The following is a 26,054-nucleotide window of genomic DNA, read 5'->3' on the forward strand; positions in this document are numbered from 1 at the left end:
ACAAACCACGCCAGAAGGTAAAACTTACGGTAACCCCTAAAGACGCAGCCGCAGCCATCGAAGGCAGCTACTCCGTGTCGGTAACGGATGAACAGAAAGTACCTGTGAATGAAGACAATGAAACGACCATTTTAAGCTCCCTACTGCTCAGCTCTGACCTGCAGGGATACATTGAGAAGCCCAATTATTATTTTAACAAAACGGACGACAAGAAACTGGCGGCGCTTGACGAGTTGCTGATCACGCAAGGTTACAGACGTTTCAACTACAAGGATATCCTTGCTGATAAGTTCCCGCAGGTAGCCTTTATGCCTGAGCAGGACATGCGCGTAACGGGCACCCTCAGAGACCGTACGGGAATGCCGGTAAGGAAAGGTGCCTTGCGCCTCACTGTCCCTGGCACTACCATTTCCGCAGAAGCAATCACCAGCCCTTCGGGAGTATTTGCATTTACCAACCTTGCTCTTCCTGACTCTACAGAAGCCGTCATCAACGCGAAATACGGAACCAATGCCTCCAACCTGATGATCATGCTGGACCCTGCACCACTACCACTCATCGCTAAAAACCCGCATCCACAAGAAGAAGTGGTCAACATTGACAGTACGATGTCTGCCTACCTGAACAATAGTAAAAGACAGTACAGCTACCTGCGTACATTGAAAGAGGTAAAGATTGAAGGTGCAAAAGCGAAGAGACCTAGTCACGCAGATCACCCTGCCCTCTCCGGACTGAGCTCCATCAACTCCACAGTGATTGAAGGCGACCGACTGAAAGACTGTAACTCCGTCGCCCTTTGTCTGCAGACCATGGCCATGGGTTTAACCTTCTTTGAGAATAATTTTTATGTTTCACGTGACTACCAGGCGGGCAGCAGAGTGCCCGTACAGATCTTCCTGAATGGTATGCCTATCGACTATTTCGGCCTGCTCAGCGTGCAGCCTTCGGAAGTAGAGTCCGTAGAGGTGTTCACTAAAGACGACCTCGGTACCGTTAACAGGATGTATAATACCAATGGTGTGCTCGTCGTCAATACCAAGAAAATCGAAAAGACCACCATCAGCCTGGCAGACCTGAAAAAGATGCTGCCGAAAGACAATATGCTGAAATTCACGCCTAAGGGTTTTGCCAAACAAAGAGAGTTCTACATGCCTAAATATGTGAATCCTGCAAATACCTATAACTTCAACGACCTGAGAAGTACCATTTACTGGAACCCTAAGGTCATGACCACTGCTGGTGCTCCGCTAACACTCGAATATTACAACGCCGATGGAAAAGGAACTTACAAAGCGGTCATTGAAGGAATAGACAAAGACGGCAATGTAAGCCGCTTTGTCTATCGCTATACTGTAAAATAAATTGCGCCTAAACATTAGGTATGCGAAGGAAGGTCACCTCATCTACTCTGGTTCATGATCATGATCTTCCTTCACACACTTAAGTCCTTCCTCGGTCATCACCCATTGCGTATATTGTTTGTTATCGTCACTTTCACAGTCCCAAAAATTGTCACCGCGGATATAACGGTCAAAATCTTTACTGATGAATACGTTAAGCCCCACCGGCACCTTTAGCACCAGCTCCACTTCCTGATCCCTCCAGTTTCCCTTATCCAGGATCTGCAGCGTCGGACTGAATATAAGCAAGGAGTCCTTCTGTACAAAGTCGTAGTGTGTCCGCTGCGCAGCCTTCAGGGCTTGTTCAAATGTCTTACCCTTGGCAAAATAGTTCTGACTGAGCGAAGCCTGCATTTTTTCACTTTTCTCTATCCGCAGTTTCACATTCCTTGGCTGCGCAAAGGGCCCGTTCATCTCATTCAGGATCTTACGACCTTTATAGTTTGCCGGATCAATACTGTACTGCAGGCTGTCGGCCTTTGTAAAAAAGCGACTGCGGTCTACGGTCAGGTAGTACTCAATCTTATCAGTAACAGGCACTACCTGGGTAAATTCCGCACTTTCCTTAAACTCAGAAGAGATTTTGGCAATGAAAAATATCCCCACTACCAGCGCTCCAAGCCATACGACCAGCAAACCGAAAGACAGCATCTTATGAACCGCACGGGTATTGAAGACCACGCGAATGGAAAAAAGGATCAATGCCAGCAATGGTACGGCGAAGCTCAGAAATACGGCAATCGTCAGGCTGACCATGTAATCTTCGTTCACAATGCTGAGTGGGAAATAACTGTAGATACTCGCATCCCAGAAGCCCATGAATGCCGCCAGACAGCCGATCAGAAATAACAGCAGCATTGAACCGAAAATCACGATCGCTGCGGCAATGGCTTTAAAAACAAACCTTGACGACTTCTGAAAAATATTACCCAGAAAAACCATCAGCTCTGCGATAAAGCCCCGTGACTGCCTAAATAGCGGGTTCAGGTGACTGTTCGCAAAACCTTTCAGGTTTGGTGTCTCCCCATACATTGCCATCTTTTCGGCCCTGCTCTCGGCTTTTGGGATCACAATCCACATCACCAGATAGGCCACCACTCCCGATCCGCCCAGAAGGAAGGAAAGCAATGCCAGCACCCTTACCCAACGGATATCAAGATCCAGGTAATGGCCAAATCCGGCGCAGACACCAGCGATCATCGCCTGGTCTGTATCCCGGTATAATTTCTTCACCTGATCGTAACCTGCAGCAGCCACGTAATCCTCTACTGTCGACTCATCGGCTTCGGAATTTTCAAAATCACTTACAGATCCCATCTGAAGCATCATTGCCTGTACGTCCTCCACACCAATCACCTGCTTCTGCTGCACTTGCAGCATCTCTGCAAACAACTCTGCAATACGGTTCTCTATGTCTGTCACGATCTCAAAATCATCTGCATTTTTTGAAAAATGCTGCTTCACCTCATTGAGGTAACCTTTCAGCAATTCATAAGCATCTTCCTCCAGATGGATGATGGAATTGCCAATATTTATATTTAATGTCTTTTTCATTTGTCTTGCGTTAGAGGTCAGATTTTTTATCAAGGTTAATTTTAATGCTGTCGTTCATCTTCGCGCCTTTTCTGGAGGTATCAATGGCATAAGCCAGCTCATTCCAGGTATTGTCCAGCTGCCCGAGAATGGCAGTCCCCTCCTCGGTCAGTACGTAATACTTCCGGGGAGGACCCGAGGTCGACTCCACCCAGTTGTAAGCCAGTAAACCGTTGTTCTTCAGTCGCGTCAGCAAAGGATACAAGGTACCCTCCACCACCAACAGCCTGGCAGACTTTAATTCGGAAATGATATCCGAAGCGTAGATCTCCCCACGGGAGATCACCAAAAGCACACAATATTCCAGGATGCCCTTTCGCATTTGCGTTTGTGTATTCTCTGCTATCATATCACAAAGTTATATGTTTTATATAGTAATATGCAATACATAGTACTGTATAAAAACAAAAGTCCAACACAACACACTGATTAATAGACTAATAATTTTGATTACATCTTGTCCTAGCTCGACAATATGTTCGTAAAAAAGCGAGATTTCGCCAACGGCAACGTAAAAACAGACGTCCTTTTTTCCCTTCAATGCCCATAAGGCGAGTGATCACAAGACTACACTAACACATTGTAAATGAACGAAAAAGAAAGAATTGTAAATGAGAATTAACAACAAACGAAAGTTATTAACATTTTAACATCAAAAAATAGCTTTGGCGCAGGCTTTGTATTCTGTCAACTGCATTCACAAAACACGACCTATGTTAAGTAAATCATACTCCATCTCTCAGATTTTTGCCAGGCAAAAGGAAGAGAAAAAAGCAAAGTCCCTCAGTAGGCAAGACTGGATCAAAGCTGACCGTGTGGTCATGATGTTGCTTTTCATTGCTGTAATTGTTGGCGCTGTGCTTTTCTCCTACACCCAAATGTCTTAAACGATTCTCCTTCAGATCGAAAGACCCTTACAACAATAAAGTGTCGATGCGATGGGCCTGCACCCTGCCCTGCAGTTCAGACCAGGTATATATCGTAAAATGTCCGTCCTGAGAGGCCACTAGTGCCGTAGCATCACGTTGATCGTGCACAAACTGAGCAGCAGAGAGGTGCCTTGTTCCGCCAACCTTCGTTGGATGCATCACTCCTGCATCGCCACCTGTAATCGGCTCTGAGAACGACAGTTCATCAATATTTTCTTTTCCTTTGGCCCTCCCGATCTTGGCCCCAAAGGCCAGTAATTCATAAGTACTGCTGATGATGGTTGCCCCATCTACTGCGGTGAGTCCCGCCAGATGGTCTACTTCCCGTTTTAAAGCCGTCTGCCAGAAGATCTGGCTGGCTTCCTTCCGGTCCTGCTGCAATAACTTGGAAAGCCCTGAAAAGGCAGGCTGAATTGCGTATTGTATGGGTTTGATGATCGATTGTAACCATTGGTTATGTGCCGAAGGAACAATCAGCAAGGTGCCACCACGGCCATGCGCACGCATGGAAACCGCAAGCTGGATCATGACATTGACCGCGTCATTCCAATAGGAAGGTGCGGTAAGATCAAGCAGCGACAGCAGCATTGGCGGGCAATCTGACTTCCTGATGCTGTGGTTATCCACCATCTTCACCTGGTCTCCCTTCAACACTGCCACATTGGTGAATTTTCCAAAGCCATAGATCCTACGGTGCTTGATCACCAGCAAAGCTGGTTCGGAAACATCTACCACAAAACAGAAGTTCGGGATGCTTACTGTTGTTCCCCAGATGAAAAGCTCTTCTTCTTCCATCCAGACGCCCAGATGGATCCCTGCACGTTCTATACCCGGTGCAATTTTTGTCAGCACCCCCGGTGTTAGCGGAAGACGGTATTTGAACATCAGCGGATTACCTGCCTGTGCAGGGGGCAGAAAAGCCAGCGAGATCTTCGGTGAATGCCCCTCTTCCTTGCGGAGACTTGCCCAGAAGGTCACATCTACAATCGCCTCCACCACATCTGCCGTAGGCAGCGGTGCCAGGTCGTCCTCCCCACTTGCCTTCGCTGCGGCAAGGTGCGCCGCAAAAATAGCTTCAACTTGAGGGGCAATAACGCCGGCTGCCTGATAGGTCGACTGGTAGATCATGCCATAAAGTTAAGCTATTCATGCTATTTTATGGTATACCTGAGTCCAAAAAATCCTCTGACGTTCTGGTTAGGGCCGTATACATAATTAGGATCAAAGGTCAGCGCAAAAGGATTACCTGCGGTTGACTTTACAGAGCCGTTTTCGTTGTACTCCACCTGCTTATCAAAGGGATCGTTCGCGCCGGCGATGATAAATGGATTGCCCTTGTTCGGCGTCCAGTTCAGCAGGTTCTTCACACCCCCGTACAGCTCAATATTTTTGAACCCGCCATAGGTAAACTGGATGTTCTGAATGCTCCAGGTCGAAGAGTATTCCTTCCTTGGGTCGAGAGGGCCCAGCAGCGGCAGGCGCATCGGGCTATATACGTTTCCCGTATAGTCAATGCCCAGGTTCAGCTTTTTAATTTTGTAGGATACCGCCCAGTTGCCGGAGAACTTCTCCGTCAGGATTTGCTGCATTTTTATCCCTCCTTCATAACTAGCTACATCCTGGTAAGTAGCGCCAAGTATAAATTTCAGTCCATTCCGGAAGGTGAGGTCGATGTTCGTGCTCAGCCCCTTGCTCACCGCATGCCCATCCAGGTTATCATAGACAATCTGGTTCGGATCTACATCGTAATCCCCGATGATGCGGTTATTGAAATAGGTATAAAAGGCCGAACTTTCTACCCCAATAAATGTTCCGTCGCCGGTATAAATTTTCTTGAGGTAGTTCAGGTTTACATTGTAAGTTTTCTCCGGTTTAAGCTCGTTCCTGATCACGACCTCCCTGGCACCCGTCAGTGCCGCATGGTCTTCGGTAAAGATGTTCACTACGCGGAATCCCGTTCCTGCATTTAAACGAAGGATGTCATTTTCACTGATGCTCCATTTATAAGCAAAGCGCGGTGTCAGGATATTCCCATGAAGGGAATTGTAGTCATAGCGGAAACCAGCCAGAAACTTATGCTTTGGTGCCAATGTAATTTCATCCTGGATAAAAACGCCAGGCAGCCAGATGTTTTTCGCAGGATTGTTCAGTGCTGTTGCAGCTGTATTGTCGTCATAATAGGTGTGTCTGAGCGCGGCACCCAGCAACAGGTCATGTCTGCCGGCTTTTTTGTCCCAGGTCAGCTGACCAAAGGCCACACGCTGTGAAGCAATATAGGAGGTATTGCCATATCGGCTATCCTGATCATGGTCATTGTATGAAAAAGAAAATAAGAACTTTTCCTTAACCGGCAGCTGGTAATTTCCAATGATCTCCCAGCGTTTGGTATAGATGCTTTCCCCATACACCTCATCTCCTCCGCGGTAGGATTTGTTCCAGTTCGTTTCTCCGCCCCAGCGGTCTTCATACAAGTATCTGCCGGCAATGGTAAAAATACGGTTGTCCTTACGCTGGAAGTTCCATTTCTGAAAAACGGAGATCCGGTCCTGTAGCGTCACATCGGTAAAATGATCATGGTTATTGTCGACGATGTGCCCATATTTAAAATAATTCAGGCCTGTCAGCGCTGTTGCTGTTCCCACCTTTGTTTTTAAACCCAGGTCCGTGTTGAGCTCCTGGTAGGTGGTTCCAAAAATGTCGGCCGACAGCAGTGGTGCATTTTGTGGTTTTTTAGTAATGATGTTGATCAGTCCGCCAACAGCTTCACTGCCATACAGCGATGATGCCGGGCCTTTGACAATCTCAATCTGTTCCACCAGTGAATTGGGAATTCCCGAAAGGCCGTAAACGGTCGATAAACTGCTTACAATTGGCATCCCGTCAATCATCACCATAGTGTAGGGACCTTCCAGCCCATTGATGTGGATGTCACCAGTATTACAAATGTTGCAGTTCAGCTGGGGACGTACACCGTTTACATTCTGCAATGCATCAAAAATACTGGGTGTGGGATTCTTACGGAAAAATGCCGGTGTATAGACCTCTACCGGAACAGGGCTTTCCATCCGCTTCACCTCTTTAAGCGTCCCGGTTACGACCACCTCATTCAGGTCATTCTGAAAATTGCTGAGGTCAAAATCCATCTCCTGTCCTGTTCCCTCCACCATTGTCAGGCTCCGGACCACCTTCCTGTAACCCACCGCTGTTGCCTGAACCCTTATAAGTCCTGCAGGAACGCCTGAAATCAGATAAATTCCACTGCTGTCCGTTGTTGTTTTCAGCTCGGTACCCTGAATCATGACATTTACTCCCTGCAAGGCCAGGCCGGCAGCGGAGACTTTCCCTTTTAGGCTGCGCTCCTGTGCCTTTAATCCGGCCCCGCATAAAACTAGAAACATAACGACCGATACAAACGCAGAACTGATTTTCATAATTGATTTTCTGAGATATAAGATTTTCAAACTGATAGCAAAATAAACAATAAGGTGTGTTGACTAAAATAAGTTAGATGACACTAACTTTTAAATATAATGCAATGATATAAAAGTTAGACTAGTCTAACAAATATAATATGATATTTATTCTTTTATATTTGCTGCATGCTATCTCATACCGAAGAAAACTATTTAAAGGCTTTACTGAAACTGAGCTTTCAAAATGAAGAGAAACCAGAAGCGGGCACCAATGAAATGGCGGCCTACCTGGGTGTAAAGCCTGCAACAGCTACGGATATGCTGAAAAAGCTGAAGGAGAAAGAGCTGGTTACCTATAAAAAATATGGCAAGATCCTGCTCACAGAGTTAGGTCGTGCCAAAGGCATTGCGATCCTCAGAAAACACCGCTTATGGGAAACTTTTCTCTATGAGAAGCTGGACTTCAGCTGGGACGAAGTGCACGAGGTAGCCGAACAGCTGGAGCACATCCAGTCGCCCAAACTGGTTAACAAACTGGAAGAGTTCCTTGATTTTCCCGAGTTTGACCCACATGGTGATCCTATACCAAGAGCAAATGGTGAGCTACCGACAGTGGACAAGGTATTGCTGACGGATGTCAAGGCAGGCGAAAGCTGCCAGGTAGTTGCCGTTAAGGATACCTCTACCGTTTTCCTCCAGTACCTCGAAAAGTTACAGGTCACCATCGGAACGCTCGTTAAAGTGATGGAGGTGGTCGACTTTGATGGTTCGATGAACATACAGATTGCCAGCTCAGACCCTCGCAATGTATCCATGAAGTTTGCCGAAAGTCTTTTCGTAAAGAAAAAGACCTCCGTAACGGTTTAAGCCAGCATTTGCACCGCATGCTGCCCAACCTTGGCAACAGGAGCCAATTTGTCCGGCAACGCATCCGGTTTTCTAATGAGATAGTCGTAAATTTGTGAGCACCGTTTATATCCCTAAGATATGTCAACAGAAATTAAATGCCCTAACTGCGCCCATTCCTTCCCGATTGAGGAAGTCATGGCAGAGGAATATAAAAAAGACCTGCGGGAAAAGATGGTTTCTTTCACCAAACAGAAAGATGAAGAATACCATAAGAAACTCCAGGAACTGACCCAGCAGCAAAAGCTGAAGGAACAGACATTTGAAGAGCAGCACCAGCAGCAGGCACGAAAGTTTGAGCAGCAGCTTGCCGAAGAAAAAAAACAGTTACAGACCGCCCTGGAGGAAAACCTGCGCAAAACCATAACCGGTGATTTTGAACATAAACTCCAGCTACTCGACAATGCCAACAAGGAGAATGAGGAAAAGCTGAAACTTGCCCGCAGCAAGGAAATGGACTTCCTGATGAAGGAAAAGGCCATGAAAGAGAAGGAAGCCGAAATGGAACTGGAAATCCAGCGTAAGCTGCAAAGCCAGCGTGAGGAGATGGTGGAACAGATCAGGAAACAGGAAGCCGAAAAAAGCAACCTGAAAGATACAGAACACCAGCTGCGCGTCAAAGAACTGGAGAAACAGCTTGATGACCAGAAGAAACTTGCCGAGGAGATGAAACGTAAGGCAGAGCAGGGATCGATGCAGCTGCAGGGTGAGGTACAGGAACTCATCCTTGAAGAGCTCCTTAGGAACGCCTTCCCATTTGACCTGGTGACAGAAGTAGGCAAGGGCGTCCGTGGTGCCGACTGTGTACACCACATCAGAAACCAGTTTGGGCAGGACTGTGGCAAGATCATCTACGAAAGCAAACGCACCAAGGACTTCTCCATGGAATGGATAGAGAAGTTAAAGAAAGATATGAGGAGCATGGGCGTGGATGTAGCTGTGATCGTCACCCAGGCCTATCCTAAGGGAATGGACTGCTTCGGGGAAAAAGATGGCGTATGGATCTGCTCTTTTGACGAAGTGAAAGCAGTTTCCTACATCCTCAGAGATGGGATCATGAAGTTGTTCAGCGCCGCCAAATCGCAGGAAAACAGAGGCGACAAAATGCATATGCTGTATGACTACCTGACCAGCAACGAGTTTTCGGAACAATGGAAAGCCATCCGTGAAGGTTTCATGAGCATGAAGCTCTCCATCCAGCGCGAGCGTGATGCCATGGAGAAACTGTGGAAAGCAAGAGAAAAACAGCTGGAGAAAGTGATGCTCAACGCAGCACACATCCGTGGTTCCATCGAAGGCATCGCCGGAACAGACAGCATACAGCTCAGCCTTACCGACGACGAGGATGATGCGCTATTACTGGAATAATGTTTTTTTAACCCATCCATGATCTACGCAAATAAGAAAGTACAGCAAAGCAAAAATACTGCTGCACAGACGGCAAAAATCATCGCCAATGTGATGGCCCTGGAGGAGAAAAACCTGATCCGAATTTCCGGACAGGAGATATTCCTCTACCCCGAGCTCTGGAAAGATAAAATATCGGCATTAAACTGGATCAAATGCCTTCATCTGTACTGCATGCTGAAGAAGCGCTTTAAGGAAAGCGACCCACTTTATTTCAAACATTTCAGTACAGAAGAGCCCCTGGGCAGCTATAAAAACAAAAAAGCAAGACTGCTCATTGATTTTTGAGCGGCATGCTTTTCTCAGGTGTTCAGGACCGTCTATTTCTTTTTCCAGCGACGTTGCGCCCAATCCTGCTGCTCAGGCGGCGTTAAAAACGTCCAGGCCACAAAGCGGCTGACTTTCTGTCCCTGGGCCATCTCTACCGTTCTCACCGTCTGGACACCAACCCGCTCCAATGCAGCGTAGATAAAGGAGAGGTTTGCGCTTTTGGACACGAGCGTGCTGAAGCAGAAACATTGTTTTCCGAACAGGGCACTCTCCTCAATCATCCGGCGGATGAATCCGACCTCGCCCCCTTCCACCCAGAGCTCTGCATTTTTCCCACCAAAGTTCAGTACCGGCGAAGGCCCTTTTTGCTTACCCAGGTTCCTCACTTTACGTTGCGTACCGGCCAATGCTTCCTGCGCTGAAGCATGGAAGGGCGGATTACACATGGTGAAATCAAAATATTCTTCTTTATGAATGATGCCTTTGAAGATCTGTCCTTTGCTCTGCTGCTGGCGGATGACAACAGCAGCTTTCAATGCTGGGTTAACCGCAGCAATATTCGCAGCAGCCTTTACCGCCACCGGATCAATTTCCGAACCTGTAAACTCCCAGCCATATTCCTGGTGGCCGATGATCGGATAGATACAATTGGCACCAATCCCCACATCAAGCCCTTTGATATTTTTCCCTCGGGGAAGATCGCCGCCATTTGCATCAGCAAGCAGATCAGCAATATAATGTATATAGTCTGCCCTTCCCGGAATCGGCGGACACAAGTAACCGGCGGGAATATCCCAATGGTCAATCTGATAGAAGTATTTTAGTAACGCTTTGTTCAGCGATTTTACTGCCGCAGGATCCGCAAAGTCGACAGACAGGTCTCCATATTGGTTTTCTCTGACAAAATCCTTCAGCGCCGGGAGACTGCGGATGAGTTCCGGAAAATCGTATCTGGAACGGTGTTGATTTCTGGGATGTAAAATTTGCTTCTCTGCTGACATATCTGATCTGATAACACCAAAACCGATGGCCAGCTATAAAAAGTGCTGAGCATCGGTTTTAGCGCATTTGTTATTCGGGTGTATAAAACGCTACGCCGGCAAAGATAAGCATTACTGTGCCAGATAACCGCCATCGGCAGCATAATAGGCGCCGGTAACGAAAGAAGCTTTGTCTGAGGCAAGCCAAAGTGCCAGCTCAGCAATTTCCTGCGATTCTCCAAGACGTCCGATTGGATGTAAAGATACCAGGCCGTCAAGCTGCTCCGGCGTCAGGCTTTTCTCCACCAGAGGGGTATGAATGTAACCAGGACCTACTGCGTTGATCCTTATTTTCTGATCTGCATAACCCAATGCGGCCGCTTTGGTAAGTCCGACTACACCATGTTTCGCAGCAACATAAGCCGGCGACAGCTTTGTACCTACCTGGCCCAGGATGGAAGCCATGTTGATGATGCTGCCACCACCACTTCTCAGCAATGCCGGGATCTGGTACCGAAGACCATAGAAAACTCCTGAAAGGTTAATTTCAATGACTTTGTCCCATCCATCCAGCGGATAATCCCCAGCCAGCGCTGCAGGGCCACCAATACCTGCATTGTTCACTGCAATGTGCAGTCCACCGAAGCCCTGTACGGCATGCTCCACCAGCTTCTCATTGTCTTCAGGTTTTGAGGTATCTGCTTTCACGAATAAAGCCGTACCACCGTTGCTTTTGATTTCTTCGACAACTGCATTTCCACCCTCTTCATTGATGTCTGAAACCACAACTTTCGCTCCTTCAGCGGCAAAAGTTAATGCAATTGCTTTTCCTATACCTGATCCGGCGCCGGTAACCAACGCTACTTTATTTTCTAAACTTGCCATAATGACTATAATTGAGTTTTTTCGTTAACTGATGTTTAAACACCTATATAACAAATCAAGCCTCCGGGAGTTTGTTTCCTGATTGTCAAATCTGACTATCACTGCCGGACCGGAGGGATAGACCTAAGGCCCAAAATAAAAGATTGTATAATCCAATCACCCTGCGTTAATTTGCATATTGGTTCAACAAAACAGATATTGGTTTAATACTAACGGGTTTTTGTACTATTGTTAGCCTTTTACCGGGTTCAGCAATGCAATGTTGGTTTGACACGACAACTAATATATTGATTCAACAGCACAGAGGATGTTAAGATTTTTCAAGAGTTTCGGATATGCCATATTGGGTCTACGTTATGGGTTTAAAACCCAGCTGAACTTTAGGGTACACTGCATTGCATTGATTGCGGTGCTGATATTGGGATGCTGTACGGGACTTAATGCCAACGAATGGCTGTGGATTTGTATGGCCTCCGGGCTGGTCATCGTGACCGAACTGATCAACACCGCACTGGAGGTTCTTGTAGATCTTGTGTCCCCACAGTACCATGTTAAGGCAGGCATCATCAAAGACCTCGCTGCGGGCGCCGTACTGGTCGCCGCCATTACTGCCGTTGTGATCGGCCTGTTGATCTTCATCCCAAAATTCTGCCATGCTACATAAAACCAGGGGCATCGTACTCAAGACCACCTTATACAGCGAGAGCAGTGTGATTGTGCAGATTTTCACGGAGAAACTTGGCATCCAATCGTACATGATCAACGGCGTCAAAAAGCCAAAAGCGAAGATCCATATGAACATGCTGCAGCCGCTGCACCTGGTCGATATGATTGTTTACCACAAGGCCAACACCAATATCCAGCGCGTATCGGAGCTCAGACCCTCTCCGGTATTCCGCAGCATCCCCTATGACATCATCAAGAGTACCATTGCCATGTTCCTCAACGAGGTGCTGTATAAGAGCATCCGACAGCAAACTACAGATGAACACCTCTTTGATTTCATCTTCAGTGCCATCTGCTGGTTTGATGAAACCAACGAACAGCAACATAATTTTCACCTGGCCTTTCTGCTGAAGCTGACCCGGTTCCTCGGTTTCGCACCAAGCACACAGACAAAAAGCGACCAGAGTTACTTCGACCTTCAGGAAGGGGAGTTTAAATCCCACCCGCCCATACACGCGCATTTCATTGATAAAAGCGATGCGGAAGTCTTCATTTCCCTTTTTGCAACGCCTTTTGAAAAAATATCTGAAATAAAACTGGGCAACAGAACCAGGAGATCTGTCCTTGATAAAATACTGGTTTACTACACCTTACACACCGCCTCTTTTGGCGAAATCAAGTCGCACCAAATCCTGGAAGATGTACTTTCCTAAAAAAGCTAAAAAATTTTTTGCAAAAATGATTTAAGGGTGTATATTTGCAATCCCAAATCGAAGGGACCTTCGAACGGGTTTTACGGCTTACTCAGCCGGTTGGATCAACAAATAGAGTATGAACTAAAGGGGAGATTAGCTCAGCTGGTTCAGAGCACCTGCCTTACAAGCAGGGGGTCACTGGTTCGAACCCAGTATCTCCCACCAACAGCCTGCCTCGGCTGAATACATAGAGGGAACCAAAGGGAGATTAGCTCAGCTGGTTCAGAGCACCTGCCTTACAAGCAGGGGGTCACTGGTTCGAACCCAGTATCTCCCACAAAAAAGACCACCCCTTCAGGTGGTCTTTTTTTATATCCATCAGGATTTTAAATGATGTTTTAGAACTGTCCTGGATAAACACCCTGACCGTCTCCCACAAGGTAAGCTCTCAACACCCTGTTTTCTTCAGCAGCGCTAATCATTCCGGCACTACCCAGGGGAGCTTCCACCAGGAAAATTTCGCCGGTGTCCCTGTTTTTAAGTACCAGCATATAATCGTAGGTAGGCTGTCCGGTAGTTGTATTTATAGCAACCGGCAGGGTCACATATGGAGAAAAACCGTTATTAAGTTCATTCCGTCCTACATTTTCAATCAATCCGGCGGTCACATACCTAAAAGGCCTCCTGGAAGTAGTCTGTTGCATAACTTCAATATCAAGGTGTTCAGGAAGGTTGGTCGCAAAGTTGGCAATGCTGATCTTCACCTCATTCAATTCCGGGGCCGGCACATCCGCCGGCGGGGTAATGATTTTCACAGGATCTGCCATATCCACACTAAATAAGGTAATAGACTTCGTGGTATTGCTTTCAATTTTAACTGTAGTTTCCTGCAATAAGGAATCCGGCCTGCTTGCTTTATAGAATTGAAGCTTGTATTCCTTTTCTGGCAGCAGTTGAATATTTTCACCTCCTATTCTCGCAAATCCCGGAAGGAGGTCCTTTCCGTTAAGTCTGGTAATGATGCTGTCGGGACCAGCAATCGTTCTGTTCACAATTTCGATCTTACCAAATGAGACAGCAGACATTTGTTCTGCTTTCTTACATGCAGAGGTCACGATAGTTAATGATAGTATAAAGAGTAATAGTTTTTTCTTCATAATGATTTATTTATAAAATAGCACTGTCCGCCCGATGAGCAGACAGTGCTTACTGTACATATATTTTTTTAATGGTTTACAATACTACCCATGGTTCAGCAACCCAGTTGGATGACGATGCAGGAGCAACAGCACCAAGGTAAGTTGTGGCACTAAAGAAGGCTGGCAATCCAGTAAAGTTAGCACCAGCGCTTGCAGGAGCAGCAATTGGCCTTAAAGCATTTACATTGTAAGCTGCAGCAGAAGTATAAAAAGGAGCAGCACCCAGCCCGAGTGCAGTTCCGACTCCTGTAAGCACAGAAGATGTCGTTACGTTACTTACGAAAGCAGGAGCAGTTCCAGCAGGATACAGTGAAGTAAATGCATGAAGTGCATTATAACTGAAGTTCGCACTGGTAGCATTTACCGTTTCAAAGGCAGCACCACCTGGGAATCCACCGATCACGGAGTTTTTAATGATCAGTGACGATCCTCTTCTCCAACGGTTACCATTACGCAATGAAGTAGCATTCGCAGAGTAACCCAGCAAAGTGAAGTTAGACAAGGTAGGACGTGTAGTCGGAGTAGCTGTTGAGCCGGTTGCATCATTATCAGACTCAATTCCGTTGGCATCAGAAGCACCACCGCTTACGCTGTGTGTAGTGGTAGGATCTTTCAGTCCCACAGCAAATTGAATGTTTCCTGAATATCCAAAATCGAAATCGAAATCATCATCATCACCACTGTTGGCGATCAGATATTTTGCATTTACGGTACCTCCGAAGAATTCAAATGAATCATCCGCGCTGTAAGAAACCTGGATGTGCTCTAAAACAGTTCCAGAACCAACGCCACCTAAAGTCAAGCCATTGATTTCCTGATTAGTAAACAATGGGACTCCCGGATATTCAATCCTTACATAAGTTAAAGAACCTGAATTATCAGCAGCAACGGTACCGCCATAGGTATTGCCACCTGCAACAGGTGCTTTAGGCAGACCCTCAATTTGTGGGTTTACTTTGTTTGTAGGTGCATTACCCAAAAGGACAACACCACCAAAGTCACCGGGGGCAGGACTTGCAGTAGCAGCAGTAAACACAACAGGGGCACTTGACGTACCATTTGCAAACAATTTACCTCCTTTTTCAACAACCAATACACCAGCTATACTCCTTGTTTGGACATCAGCAGGATTTTCAGGATTTGTCACAGTGTAGGTCTTAGCCGTTCCTGTCTGAATTGTAGTTCCGGCAGGAATCACCAATGAATAACCTGAAGGAACACGTGTAACGCTATCAAGCAGATAGGTATTACCTGCTGAAAGTGTCAGTGTAGTTCCTGAGTTGGGTACTATTCTACCCAGTGCATCCGTTGGGATGTGCACTATGGCCAGGGCACCAGCAGTAAGGTTTCTGTTGTCACCTTCCTGACCTTTTTTGCAGCTTTGTGCAAACATCATTACCGCGGCAGCAGTAGCGAGGAAACTTGCTTTTTTAAAAATCGTCATTGTTTTAAATTTAACTTGTTAATAATTGAACTTTTATGTACAGTTTCTTAATGTCTATTTTTAAAAATTGTAGGTAAAAGACAGACTGGCTGTCCTTCCATACTTAATCCGATGGGTCACTATGTCTCCCTCGCTGCGATCATACTTATCGCTCTTTCCCGGCTTGGCAATTGCCTGCTTACGGTCTTCGCTGATATCATAACCATCTGCGTTGATATAAAAAGCAGAAGCATCGTCAAGCAGATTGCTGATATTAAGCCTCAGCTCAGCCTTTTGCTTAAATAACTTTTTACTCAACTGCAGATCCACCAGGTTACGCCCGTTTTCATACTCTATGTTATTCGGTTCATCTTCTACAGTGTAGGTGCGGTATCCTGAGCGGTTAAATGAAGCGTTGACACCAAAGGTTTTTGCGTTATAACTTATCCCGGCATTGACAATGTAGGGAGACTGCCCAAATAGCGGACGTTTGATTTCCAGATCGAAGGCTTCAATTGTAGGAGCTGTACCCGGCTCACCCTGGATCACGTTCTCACCAACAATCGTCACCTTTGATTTCATTATCGTGGCATTTCCAAACAGACTCAGGTTATTCAGCCATTCCTGATCGCCAAGAAAATCAAGTGATTTCCTGAACTCCATCTCCACTCCTAGATTATAAGCCGACTTCTGATTGGTGAAATAATATTTATTCAGGTTATTGGTCTTCATTAATTCTACAGGATCATCAAAATCTTTATAGAATCCACTGATGCTCACAATCTCGCCTGATTTTGGATACCACTCATAACGCAGGTCATAATTCCTGATTCTGGTACTGATCAGATTTGATCCTGAAATCTCTCCACGCAGCAGGGGGTCGACAAAGGCCATTGTGGCAGTCTCTCTTAAATCAGGGCGGATCATTGTTATGGAATATGCAGCCCTGAAGTTCATCTTTTCTGTCAGGCTGTAGGTCAGGTTGGCCGATGGGAGATACTTCCAGTTTCGTTCTGACGTCTCTGTTAACCCTGTTCCTGTGTAAGGTTGCCCCGGAAACTGCTCCCCGAAACGTCTTCGTTTTTCCAACTCGGACAGCTGATCGTTCCTGGAGTCGAAATGTTCAGCCCTTACACCATATACTATTCTCAGTTTCTGAAAAAACCGCTGATCCAGCATCAGGTAAGCCGCATGGTACTTAGATGACCCCTTATACTGGTCGCCACTATTCTCTGCATTTGCAAAATAGTAACCTTTGTTCTGAGCCCAGCCCTGGTTCTCGGGAGCCAACACGACCTCGTAAGGACTATACAAGTCAAAAAACTGACCTGTATAAGCAGAATAAAGATTTACCAACAGCGTATTTTGCTCACGGCTTTTATGCCAACCCGCATAGCCTATTTTAACAAGGCTTTTGTCTTTCAGGAAAGAGAAAGGCCGACTAAGGTTCAGGCCCCAGTTATAATCTGTTTGTTTAACATGCGTCCACACACGGTAATCAAAGTCAAACCCAGTCCCAAGATTATTGCTGTTTGCCAGCAGAGGCGTCTGATAAATCTCCTGACCATCAACAACGGAGGTCAGTCCATAGGTAAATCTGCGCAGGTCTTTATGGTCCTGCCCTACTGAAGTACGGGCCACATTCCAGTCCAGCAAGAGGCCATCTTCTGTCAGCTTATGTTCGCCTTCCAGTTTATTCTGTAAGATATTCGTAAATACGGGATCCACAATGATCGAATACTGCTTACTTCCCAGGTCGTCATCCTGTCTTTTGTAGACACCATAAGCATCATCGGTAAACATTCTGGTGTAAAGGTTTCTGACGCTGATCTTATACTTTTCACCCTGAACACCCGCATTAATAGTTCCACCCAGGCTGCTGCTGAATTTCGAAACCTTACCGACGCCTGCCGTATCCGTATCAATCACATTCACATGACCATACCCTCTCGTTGTGCGGTAATCATTCGTCTCCTGTGCATTCCTATACGTCAGCCCTGTCACAAAACCAATCTTTGTATGTTCATTGAGGTCGTATAACCGACCCAGTGCGAAGCGGTAGTTTTGGTTTGGTCTTGCAGTTTCGTTGTACAACCTGAACCCATTCGGATTGAACCGTTTACTTTGTTCCAAAGCCGTTGGTTCATAAGCCTCCGGATTGTCATTGCCAATACCCCTCACTGGGAAAACCCAGTATTTGATATCTTTAGGCTGCTTCCTGTCGCCATCATCAAAAGCAAGGTAATCGTATTTACCACGGCCACCTACCTGAAGAAAGTCCTTACCCGTACTGCGGGTATTGCCGCCCGTTCCTGCCGTTACAGACATGAAGTTGGACTCCGGTATGGCGAGCGTATTTACCGTTACCTGTCCTCCGGAAAACTGGGCAGAGACATCTGGTGTAGCTGTTTTATTTACGACCACACTGCTTACCAGCTCTGCAGGCACCACGTCAAAGGAAAAATTACGCCGGTTGAGGTCTGTGCTCGGAACGGCAATACCATCCACCATTGCCTGGTTGTAACGCTCGGCCATACCACGCACCACTACATATTTGTTGTCAATGGTATTCACACCGCTCACCCGCTTTAGTACTGCCCCTACGTTATTGTCCGGTGTACGCGCGATCTGTTCAGACGAAATGCCATCTGTCATGGATGCTGCATTTTTTTGCTGGGCATACAGTCCCGCAACAGATTCCTTCTTAAAACTTCCGGTCACGGTTACCTGCTGGAGCGCATTAGCCGCAGCCTTCAGCACAACATCCAGCTTGCTGAGCTGGCCAGCTTTCACCACAACATCCGTAACACGTTTAGTTTGGAAAGAGATGTAGCTGACCTCAATGCTGTAGGTGCCTTCTGCCACATTAAACTGATAACTGCCATCCACACTACTTTGCATGGTTTTATTCAGCGGCAGAATCCTGACACTCGCTCCTGGCAGGCTTTCCCCCCGGTCATCAACAACCTTACCAGCAATGCGGCCGGTCTGCTGACGCTGGATCACCTTCTTATGGTCTATGCTGGCAGAAATATGGTTACTGGAGACCAGAAATACCAGTCGTGTATTTCTTTCCAGGTCCTTCAACACTGAGTTCAAAGGCACATCCTTGTATTCAATATGGTTGACCTCCAGTTTTTCAAACTCCGAAGAGTTGAAGCTGATGTCAAATCCACTTTGTCGGGCAAGGTCATTCAACAATGCTGCGGCAGATATTTTCGCATACTTCAGCGTCACCCTTCTTTCGACACCCGCACCCGCCTGCGCATAAAGCGGCAGACTGGAGATGACGATGAGTAACATCACGATATATGTGTTGATCAGTATTAGTTTTCCCCGTTTCGGGTTTATTAAGTCCATGTAGTTTTCTAAATATTGTTTTCTTCTTCCCGGATTTCCGGATTGGTGTTTCTTTATTTGTTTTGGTTCCTTTGCGGGTATCTATTTCTTCATAATGGAATAAGTCGTTTGGTTTACATCTTTAATAACTAGGTGGTGGGTAAAAGCGATGGAGCGTAAAATTTCTTTGGCATTTCCCTGTTGAAAAGAGCCGGTTACATACATCCTCCTGAAATGTTCCGGATTAAACTGGAGCTGAACATGGTAGTAAGCTGCAATATTGTAGAGCACCTCATCAAGACGGTCTTTACTGAACTTCAAAGTACCAGAGGTCATCGGATCTTTGGCCAATGAGAAGGATTTAACTGCATCCTGACGATGTTCGCTGTCCTGTTCAAACTCCTGACCGGGATGGAGGATAACAGTTCCGTCCTTTACATCGTCATTATGGGCGATCCTCACTTTTCCTGTATAAAGGCTGATTTTTTCGTATCCATATTTTTTGTAATTCTGTACGATGAATGAAGTCCCCAGGGCTGTCGTTGCGAGTTTCGCAGAACGAACGGTAAAAGGCTTTGTTTTGTCCTTTGCGACATCAAAGAAGCCACGCCCATCCTCCAGAAACACCTCTCTGGCATTCCTTGTAAATTTCTTAGGGTACCTGAAGACCGTTCCTGAGCTCAACGTCACTTTTGTTCCATCCGATAACTCCACAATTTTCATATTGCCTACAGGTACGCTCACTGTTACGTATGTCCGGGTCAGCTTAAGAAACTCCTGTTCCTGCCACACCCTGTATCCTCCACCAATGATCAGCAATACAGCCGCTACAGAAGCGGCCTGCCAAAGCCATTTTAGCGTATGCCTTTTTCTATCAGCCTGAATGTACTTGTTCAGTCTCTTTCCTACACGTGTCCTTGATTCCGCAGACGGCACAAACCGGGCCTCCGCACTTTCTTCTTCAAGCTCAGCAATCAGCCTGTCATAGTCAGCATCCAGCGCTCCGCTTTGCAACAATTCAAAAAATTCATTCAGCTCAGCTTCATTAAGCCGACGTTTACTGTACCTCCTGAATAAATCCTTTTTTCTTAAATAGTCCATTTTTCTTTGTCTTTCAGCAGGCTGATCACAATTACCATCTGGCTGCTATAGAGGTATAGTACTTCCGGGAGCAAGTAGGGTAGTCCGGCAACAAAAAAATCATTTACTTTTCTGAAATCATTGCAATATGAAGTACTAGTCCCGGTGCCGGGAAGAACTCACCAAGTGAAAAAAATCAGCCTGTCGCAAAAAAATGGCACCTGAAAGCCTGCGATCATCAAAGGAAAAAGAGTAGTAGTAGAAATGTTAACTAAAGAAAAGAAATGCAAAAAGGATAAAACCGTAGGTAAACTCGCCTGTACTGTTCAGCTTACGGATAGACTGATTGGCCTTCACCATGTGATCTTTTACAGCATCTCTGCTAATGGACAACCGCTCTGCTACCTCATTGTAGGAGAGCTCCCCAAATTTGATGAGTTCAAACACTTTACGTCGTTTCGGGGGGAAGCCATCCAGAAAGGTCTTCATCCGCGCCAGATCAAGCGCAGCATCTATCGCAATGTCCTGGCGTACACTGCGCTGATCGTTCAACAGCTGTACCTTATGCTCCGCCTTAAACACAGCATTCAGTGCATTCTTTTTTAACCATCGAAAGACCTCATGTCTTGCAATACTAAAAAGATACGCCTTAACGCCCTGTTCAGGATCAATCAGCTCACGTTTCTGCCATAATATCAGAAAGGCATCATGAGTAAGTTCTTCCGCAACCTCTTCATTCCGACTGTATTTAAAACACACAGACCAGATGTCGTTGTAAAAGCAATGATAAATTTTTCTGAAAGCTGAAGCGTCACCTTCTCTAAATCGCTGAATAACAATTTGTCCAAGCATATGATAAGCATTAACACTTCAAATAGACCGATTTAGTTTAACGGATAGGTTAACTTCATATTAAATAATGGTTCCCTTGTGAAAAACAATTAAATTCAGATTTATCGGTGTATGACGACCATACCTGCGTTTTCGTCTGTCGAATTCCTGGAATCGTAAAATACCTTCGCCGGCGTTGGCTTCGGGACAGATCGTAATGATGACTTGGCCGAAACACCTGTAATGTCGAACAATGCGCGGCTCAGTAATGGGTCTTCGGGATCTCCAAAAGGTTTAAGCGGCAGTAGTTCAAGTTCGTTGACTGCAATATCCGGCCTTAATCCAGCCGTATAATTGCCTATTCCATTTGCATTAAAGAGTTTATAAACAAGAGGATGGATCACCCAAGTCACCACCCTCGGGTTGCGCATGTCTTTCACTTCAAACGATGCCATATCCTTACCTAAAGTCTGCCCCCCCACGCGTACCGTAGAAAGATAAGGGGAAAGACCGTTGGCCACCAGCTCCGCTGAAGAAGCCGTATGAGCTCCGGTAAGGATATATATCCTACTTAGCGGAAGCCGGTAAGGGATAAGTTGTGCAACAGTGGTTCCAGTTGCCGAGAGCGTCTCATCAAAGGTATTACGCTGATTACCAATCCTGGAATTGCCCCTGTATTCCGCAAAAATGTCACTCCCTTTTACAGGCGCAATCAATGCAGTTAACAATGCTGCGATATTTACTTCTCCCCCAGCATTGTAACGCATGTCAAGTACCAGCTCAGTAGCCTGAGCTGCACGGAAATCTGAAAAAGCAGCTTGCAAACCGGATATTGCATGCTCACGAAAGGTGTTGAAAAACAAATAAGCCACCATTTTTCCGCTGCGCTCAAAAGTTTTTGCCACATAAACAGGTTTGTCTGCAGGATAAGAAGAACGGTAACTGACCTCACCGGACCTTCCTTTAAAGGTCATCCGAATGCTTCCCTGCGCAATAGCTCCATTGATGAGCGTGCTGATGTTCTGTCCCGTAATGGCAGTCCCGTTCAGCGACAACACCTGGTCACCCCTCCGGATGCCAGCCTGGTCGGCTTCCGCGCCAGGAACTACCAGGGTAACCAGGCATTGAGGTTGCGCGGATACTTCAACACCAATCATATCTATTCCCAATGCAGCAGATAGGGTAGGATTTGAGGTCAGTGGTTTTGAAGGATTGACCAGGAGCGAAAAGCGGTCTGCAGAATTTTTGATGTTATTAAAAAATGTCTGTGGTTCCATCGACAACAGCGGCTTTTTAGGAATGGCAGTATTCCAGTAATAAAAGACTTTCATACTGTCCAACACCCAGCTATTCAGGTATTCATTCGTATCAGCAGGATAATCAGGCTGGCGGTCATCTTTTTTACATGCACACAACGATAGCAATAGCAGACAAAAAACCAAACAATAGGAAAGACTGCGATCTGAGGGAGAGGTTTTCATCTTTTCTGTATTTAACATCGAAAGATACAGAAAGCAAGAGCTGCTGATATTAACTTAATGTTAAACATCAAAAAAAACACAACAAACCCTAAAAAAGAAGGGCTAGTCAACGACTAACCCTAAGATTTTTAACAAGTTAATTTAAAATTGACGATCTCTGCCGTGATCGACATTGCAAATGTAAATAAATCTTTAAGAAATAAAAACTTCATTATTAATGTTTTGTAAAATTAAGCTACATCACAACATTTAAACACATGGACACTAAAAATATAGCATACCTATCTGTTGGCGATACTCACCTGTGCACCCATCGAAATTATTGACAAGGGCTGCTGTCAGCACAGGTTTTATCTCTTAAGACAACATGGCATATATCATTTAAATTTCGAGCAAGTCATCAATCTGTTTGGCCAGCTTCCAGTCTTTCTCCGTAACCACATCACCAGCATCGTGTGTGCTTAACCAAATCTCTACTTTATTATACTCATTGGTCCATCTAGGATGATGGTTACTTTTTTCCGCGAGCAAGGCCACTCTTACCATAAATGCAAAAGCCTCCTGAAAATCCTTAAACAGCAATACTTTATAAAGCTTCTGACTGATCTCTTCCCATTGTTTCTGAACTACATTATCCATAATTTATGACGTTTATGTATGATGGTAAAAACAACTGGTCAATTGATAAGTTTCAATTCATTTTGACAAGCCTGAATTTTAAAGATTGGTTTTCTATCTTTAAAAAGAAAAAACAGCACCCGAAAACACATTGATCTATAGTATTTGCATCCAACCAATATCCAGATGAAAAGAATCACCCCTATTATTTTATCGTTCACATTATTTTACTCAGTCAATGTTGCAGCCCAGACCAGCATCCTGAAGCAAAAAATCAAACAACAGTTGTCTGGCAAAAAAGCAACTGTAGGTATTTCGATTCAGCACCTCGAGACAGGACAAACTCTTACCATCAATAACGACAAACATTACCCGATGCAGAGTGTGTATAAGTTTCACATCGCCATGGCCGTCCTGAACCAGGTAGACAAGGGTAAACTGCAATTGCAGCAAAATATCTATATCAAAAAAAGCGACCTGCTACCAGGCACCTGGAGTCCCATCAGGGAAAAATATCCGGAGGGGGAGATGAACCTGCCGTTGTCAGACTTGATCCGGTATACTGTGGCGCAAAGCGACAACAATGGATGTGACATACTCTTACGCTTGCTTGGCGGCCCTAAGCTAGTGAACAATTACATCCACAAGCTTGGCATCGAAGATGTTTCCATTCAGGCTACTGAAGAGCAGATGCACCAATCTTACCCGGTACAATTCAGTAACTGGTCAACCCCGAAAGCAGCAACCGATTTACTGCTGCTGTTTTACCAACAAAACACCCTGTCGAAACAAAGCTTCAACTTTCTATGGGAGACCATGCTGTCCACAACCACCGGCAAAAAACAACTCAGAGGACAGCTTCCCCTCAATACACCAGTAGCACACAAAACGGGCAACTCGGGCACTAATGACAAGGGGATCACTGCGGCATTGAACGACATCGGTATCATTACCCTGCCTGATGGCACTCACATCCTCATCAGTGTCTTTGTCTCCAACTCAAAAGAAAACAGTGAAACCAATGAAAGTATCATTTCTGACATCGCAAAGACCGCCTGGGACTATTTCCTGAAATAAATACCAGTTACATCACTCGGGCTTTCCAGGCATAGTACTGAGCTTCTCTTTGAGCACCTCATATTCCTTTTCAAGGTTTCGAAAGGCTTTATCCCTTGGAATTATACCTTCTTCAGCCTCTATACGTGCCATATAACTGGCTTCAACAACGTCAAAACGCATTTTCACTTCCCGATACTTCTTTTTATGCTCCCGCGCTCTTGGCGTTTCTACCTGCCCATTCAGATTACCCACATACATGCTGTCGGAAATTTCCGTTGCATCAGCAGAACGGAAGCACATAAAGGCCTCCATTGGTTGGTCCAGCAATGATTTATTCAATGGAATAAAATACTTACCAGCACTTCTCTTGGTGGCATTGAAATACATCCTTGAAGTTTTTACACCTGGGAAATAGAGCAAAATCATCACACCATCTTCCTCAGCACCCCTATACCAGGTCTTCTCACCCGGATTCCAGCTGACCACAACTCCCTCTTCTGTTTTTGCAAGATGAATGTCTTCTGCAGTGGATACCTTGCCATTACTATTGCTCAGGATGACTTTACTGTAGTCAATGCTCAGGTTAGGAAATTCACCTTGTAAGGCTTGTTTTTTGATGTAAGATGTAGCGAGGTTATGTGCGTTTTTTGTTGTTCCACGGGCTTCGAGTTCAAAACTGACCTTTACGAAATCCTTGATGCAGCGCAGGAAGTCCATTGTGACTGTCATGGCCTGAAAGTTAGCCTGTTGCTTTTTGCTGGGTTTACCATTGTACTCGCCAATGGTTCTGCTGACGTACTGTCCGTTCAACATATAATATACAACCCTTCCTATTTTCCCGATGAATTGGCCATTCAGGCCTTTACCTATTGCCATAATTAATTCGATTTAAGTTTAAAATGAGGTACTTGTTAATTTTAACACAAAATAGGAATCTTTCATGACAGATCCATACCAAAGCTATAATTAAATGTAAATTAAATTTAATTTAAATAGGTGTTTAGAATAGCTTAAAAGATCTTTTAGTCCTATCAACCCCCAATTAGATTCTATTAAAGAATCATTCAATAAACACTTAACTCTAGCCGTGCTAACAACGTGGTCATGCCGGCATGCTGGTACCGTTTACAGCAATGAACAGTTGTTCAATACCATAAAGGCTATTGCCAGTTAATCAAATGAAGTAATTTTGAAAAGATTAGTTTAAACGCTATGTTCTCATGAAAGGAGCGCATTGCGGATAGAGCGCTCCTGTATTTTGCTAAAAAACAAAACAGCAATAACGGCGCCGATCAATGCAGTTAGCATATCCGATTGCGTATCCCAGATGTCACCCTGAGTGCCTAGGAAGGCATCACCGGACTCCCCGGTATTGATGGAAACAAACCACTCGATTAATTCATAAAAAGCACTGATGGCCAAAGCAATACTAACAGTAATAAAGGCAAGCCATTTTTTTCCGTTCACCACATTTTTCCGGATGCACACTTCGCGGATTATCAGTGCCGGCACAAAGCCCTGCACAAAATGCCCTACCTTATCATAGTTGTTCCTGGATTGTCCGAAGGTCTCCCGCAACCAGTCGAACAATGGCACCTCTGCATAAGTGTAGTGTGCACCAACGAGCAACACGAGGCAATGGATCAGGATCATAAGGTACGTGAAATCACTCAGCCTGAACTTCTGATAGGTTAGCAACAGGATCAAAACACCAATAAAAGCAGGAATAGATTCCAGAAACCAGGTAAAGACCTCCCTACATCCGACGAAAGAAATGATGGCACTGAAGATAAATAAGGACAACAGGAGCAGATGTTTTTTCATTGGGGGTAACGTTGCGTTCCTGCAAGATATAAAAATGAAACGATTTACTACTACAG

The 26,054-nt window shown here is 45.5% G+C and carries 23 protein-coding genes and 2 tRNA genes; 10 read left to right on the top strand and 15 right to left on the bottom strand.

Features of this window, described 5'->3' with window-relative positions; all coding sequences use genetic code 11:
* Positions 1-1,361 (top strand): carboxypeptidase-like regulatory domain-containing protein (locus PBAL39_RS06360; protein ID WP_008239523.1); only part of this gene is annotated, 1,361 nt, incomplete at its 5' end.
* Between the two features lie 42 nt (positions 1,362-1,403).
* Here the strand turns inward: PBAL39_RS06360 and PBAL39_RS06365 are convergent.
* Together PBAL39_RS06365 and PBAL39_RS06370 are read right to left on the bottom strand one after the other, a co-directional pair.
* On the bottom strand, positions 1,404-2,954 hold the full coding sequence (locus PBAL39_RS06365) for a PspC domain-containing protein (RefSeq protein WP_008239524.1): 1,551 nt from the start codon (positions 2,952-2,954) through the stop codon (positions 1,404-1,406).
* 10 nt (positions 2,955-2,964) lie between these two features.
* Positions 2,965-3,342 carry a PadR family transcriptional regulator gene (locus PBAL39_RS06370; RefSeq protein WP_008239525.1) on the bottom strand — a complete coding sequence of 126 codons (378 nt, stop codon included), beginning with the start codon at positions 3,340-3,342 and terminating at the stop codon, positions 2,965-2,967.
* Between the two features lie 364 nt (positions 3,343-3,706).
* On the opposite strand from PBAL39_RS06370, the gene PBAL39_RS25550 reads away from it, so the two are divergent.
* Positions 3,707-3,880, top strand: coding sequence for a hypothetical protein (locus PBAL39_RS25550; RefSeq protein ID WP_008239526.1), 174 nt, complete (start codon positions 3,707-3,709; stop codon positions 3,878-3,880).
* A 27-nt stretch (positions 3,881-3,907) separates the two neighbouring features.
* On the opposite strand, the gene PBAL39_RS06375 is transcribed toward PBAL39_RS25550, so the two are convergent.
* Together PBAL39_RS06375 and PBAL39_RS06380 are read right to left on the bottom strand one after the other, a co-directional pair.
* The gene (locus PBAL39_RS06375; RefSeq protein WP_008239528.1) at positions 3,908-5,050 is read right to left on the bottom strand and encodes a putative sensor domain DACNV-containing protein; all 1,143 of its coding nucleotides are present in this window, start codon (positions 5,048-5,050) and stop codon (positions 3,908-3,910) included.
* A gap of 23 nt (positions 5,051-5,073) precedes the next feature.
* Positions 5,074-7,320 (bottom strand): TonB-dependent receptor, encoded by a 2,247-nt coding sequence (locus tag PBAL39_RS06380; protein WP_198139785.1) that lies wholly within the window; start codon positions 7,318-7,320, stop codon positions 5,074-5,076.
* A 201-nt stretch (positions 7,321-7,521) separates the two neighbouring features.
* On the opposite strand from PBAL39_RS06380, the gene PBAL39_RS06385 reads away from it, so the two are divergent.
* The 3 genes from PBAL39_RS06385 (at position 7,522) to PBAL39_RS06395 (ending at position 9,936) form a co-directional block, all read left to right on the top strand.
* On the top strand, positions 7,522-8,202 hold the full coding sequence (locus PBAL39_RS06385) for a metal-dependent transcriptional regulator (protein WP_008239531.1): 681 nt from the start codon (positions 7,522-7,524) through the stop codon (positions 8,200-8,202).
* A gap of 120 nt (positions 8,203-8,322) precedes the next feature.
* Positions 8,323-9,609: a DUF2130 domain-containing protein gene (locus PBAL39_RS06390; RefSeq protein WP_039866206.1), complete on the top strand. Its 1,287-nt coding sequence runs from the start codon at positions 8,323-8,325 to the stop codon at positions 9,607-9,609.
* Between the two features lie 18 nt (positions 9,610-9,627).
* Entirely contained in the window at positions 9,628-9,936 is a 309-nt protein-coding gene (locus tag PBAL39_RS06395; protein ID WP_008239538.1) for a hypothetical protein, read from the top strand.
* A 32-nt stretch (positions 9,937-9,968) separates the two neighbouring features.
* Here PBAL39_RS06395 and rlmF read toward each other — a convergent pair whose 3' ends face one another.
* Both rlmF and PBAL39_RS06405 read right to left on the bottom strand, forming a co-directional pair.
* Positions 9,969-10,919 (bottom strand): 23S rRNA (adenine(1618)-N(6))-methyltransferase RlmF, encoded by a 951-nt coding sequence (gene rlmF, locus PBAL39_RS06400; RefSeq protein WP_008239540.1) that lies wholly within the window; start codon positions 10,917-10,919, stop codon positions 9,969-9,971.
* 111 nt (positions 10,920-11,030) lie between these two features.
* Positions 11,031-11,783, bottom strand: a complete 753-nt coding sequence (locus PBAL39_RS06405) for an SDR family NAD(P)-dependent oxidoreductase (protein ID WP_008239543.1) — start codon at positions 11,781-11,783, stop codon at positions 11,031-11,033.
* 307 nt (positions 11,784-12,090) lie between these two features.
* On the opposite strand from PBAL39_RS06405, the gene PBAL39_RS06410 reads away from it, so the two are divergent.
* The 4 genes from PBAL39_RS06410 (at position 12,091) to PBAL39_RS06425 (ending at position 13,481) form a co-directional block, all read left to right on the top strand.
* A complete protein-coding gene (locus PBAL39_RS06410) occupies positions 12,091-12,447 on the top strand; it encodes a diacylglycerol kinase family protein (protein ID WP_008239544.1) in 357 nt (118 codons plus the stop codon).
* Complete coding sequence (gene recO, locus PBAL39_RS06415; RefSeq protein ID WP_008239546.1) at positions 12,437-13,162, top strand: DNA repair protein RecO; 726 nt, start codon at positions 12,437-12,439, stop codon at positions 13,160-13,162. Before PBAL39_RS06410 ends, recO begins: the two co-directional genes overlap by 11 nt.
* 129 nt (positions 13,163-13,291) lie before the next feature.
* A tRNA-Val gene (locus PBAL39_RS06420) sits at positions 13,292-13,369 on the top strand.
* A 37-nt stretch (positions 13,370-13,406) separates the two neighbouring features.
* Positions 13,407-13,481, top strand: a tRNA-Val gene (locus PBAL39_RS06425).
* Positions 13,482-13,542: 61 nt separating this feature from the next.
* Here the strand turns inward: PBAL39_RS06425 and PBAL39_RS06430 are convergent.
* The 7 genes from PBAL39_RS06430 to PBAL39_RS06460 all read right to left on the bottom strand — a co-directional run bounded on the left by PBAL39_RS06430 (position 13,543) and on the right by PBAL39_RS06460 (position 23,136).
* A complete protein-coding gene (locus PBAL39_RS06430; RefSeq protein ID WP_157273931.1) occupies positions 13,543-14,301 on the bottom strand; it encodes a hypothetical protein in 759 nt (252 codons plus the stop codon).
* Between the two features lie 76 nt (positions 14,302-14,377).
* A complete protein-coding gene (locus PBAL39_RS06435; protein ID WP_008239551.1) occupies positions 14,378-15,787 on the bottom strand; it encodes a hypothetical protein in 1,410 nt (469 codons plus the stop codon).
* 60 nt (positions 15,788-15,847) lie between these two features.
* Positions 15,848-19,126 carry a TonB-dependent receptor gene (locus tag PBAL39_RS06440; protein ID WP_008239557.1) on the bottom strand — a complete coding sequence of 1,093 codons (3,279 nt, stop codon included), beginning with the start codon at positions 19,124-19,126 and terminating at the stop codon, positions 15,848-15,850.
* A gap of 81 nt (positions 19,127-19,207) precedes the next feature.
* On the bottom strand, positions 19,208-20,206 hold the full coding sequence (locus tag PBAL39_RS24565) for a FecR family protein (protein WP_008239558.1): 999 nt from the start codon (positions 20,204-20,206) through the stop codon (positions 19,208-19,210).
* 246 nt (positions 20,207-20,452) lie between these two features.
* Positions 20,453-21,037, bottom strand: coding sequence for an RNA polymerase sigma factor (locus PBAL39_RS06450; protein WP_008239559.1), 585 nt, complete (start codon positions 21,035-21,037; stop codon positions 20,453-20,455).
* A 101-nt stretch (positions 21,038-21,138) separates the two neighbouring features.
* Complete coding sequence (locus PBAL39_RS06455) at positions 21,139-22,497, bottom strand: S41 family peptidase (RefSeq protein ID WP_157273932.1); 1,359 nt, start codon at positions 22,495-22,497, stop codon at positions 21,139-21,141.
* A 381-nt stretch (positions 22,498-22,878) separates the two neighbouring features.
* Entirely contained in the window at positions 22,879-23,136 is a 258-nt protein-coding gene (locus tag PBAL39_RS06460; RefSeq protein WP_008239561.1) for a 4a-hydroxytetrahydrobiopterin dehydratase, read from the bottom strand.
* Between the two features lie 165 nt (positions 23,137-23,301).
* Here PBAL39_RS06460 and bla point away from each other — a divergent pair, with 165 nt between their 5' ends.
* Entirely contained in the window at positions 23,302-24,192 is an 891-nt protein-coding gene (gene bla, locus PBAL39_RS06465; protein WP_008239563.1) for a class A beta-lactamase, subclass A2, read from the top strand.
* Positions 24,193-24,204: 12 nt separating this feature from the next.
* Here bla and PBAL39_RS06470 read toward each other — a convergent pair whose 3' ends face one another.
* A complete protein-coding gene (locus PBAL39_RS06470) occupies positions 24,205-25,050 on the bottom strand; it encodes a DUF6266 family protein (RefSeq protein ID WP_008239564.1) in 846 nt (281 codons plus the stop codon).
* A gap of 342 nt (positions 25,051-25,392) precedes the next feature.
* Positions 25,393-25,998, bottom strand: coding sequence for a DUF2238 domain-containing protein (locus PBAL39_RS06475; RefSeq protein WP_008239565.1), 606 nt, complete (start codon positions 25,996-25,998; stop codon positions 25,393-25,395).
* Between the last annotated feature and the right edge of the window lie 56 nt (positions 25,999-26,054).

It is taken from the genome of Pedobacter sp. BAL39 (genome assembly GCF_000170795.1).
In the GTDB taxonomy this organism is placed as follows: Bacteria; Bacteroidota; Bacteroidia; order Sphingobacteriales; family Sphingobacteriaceae; genus Pedobacter.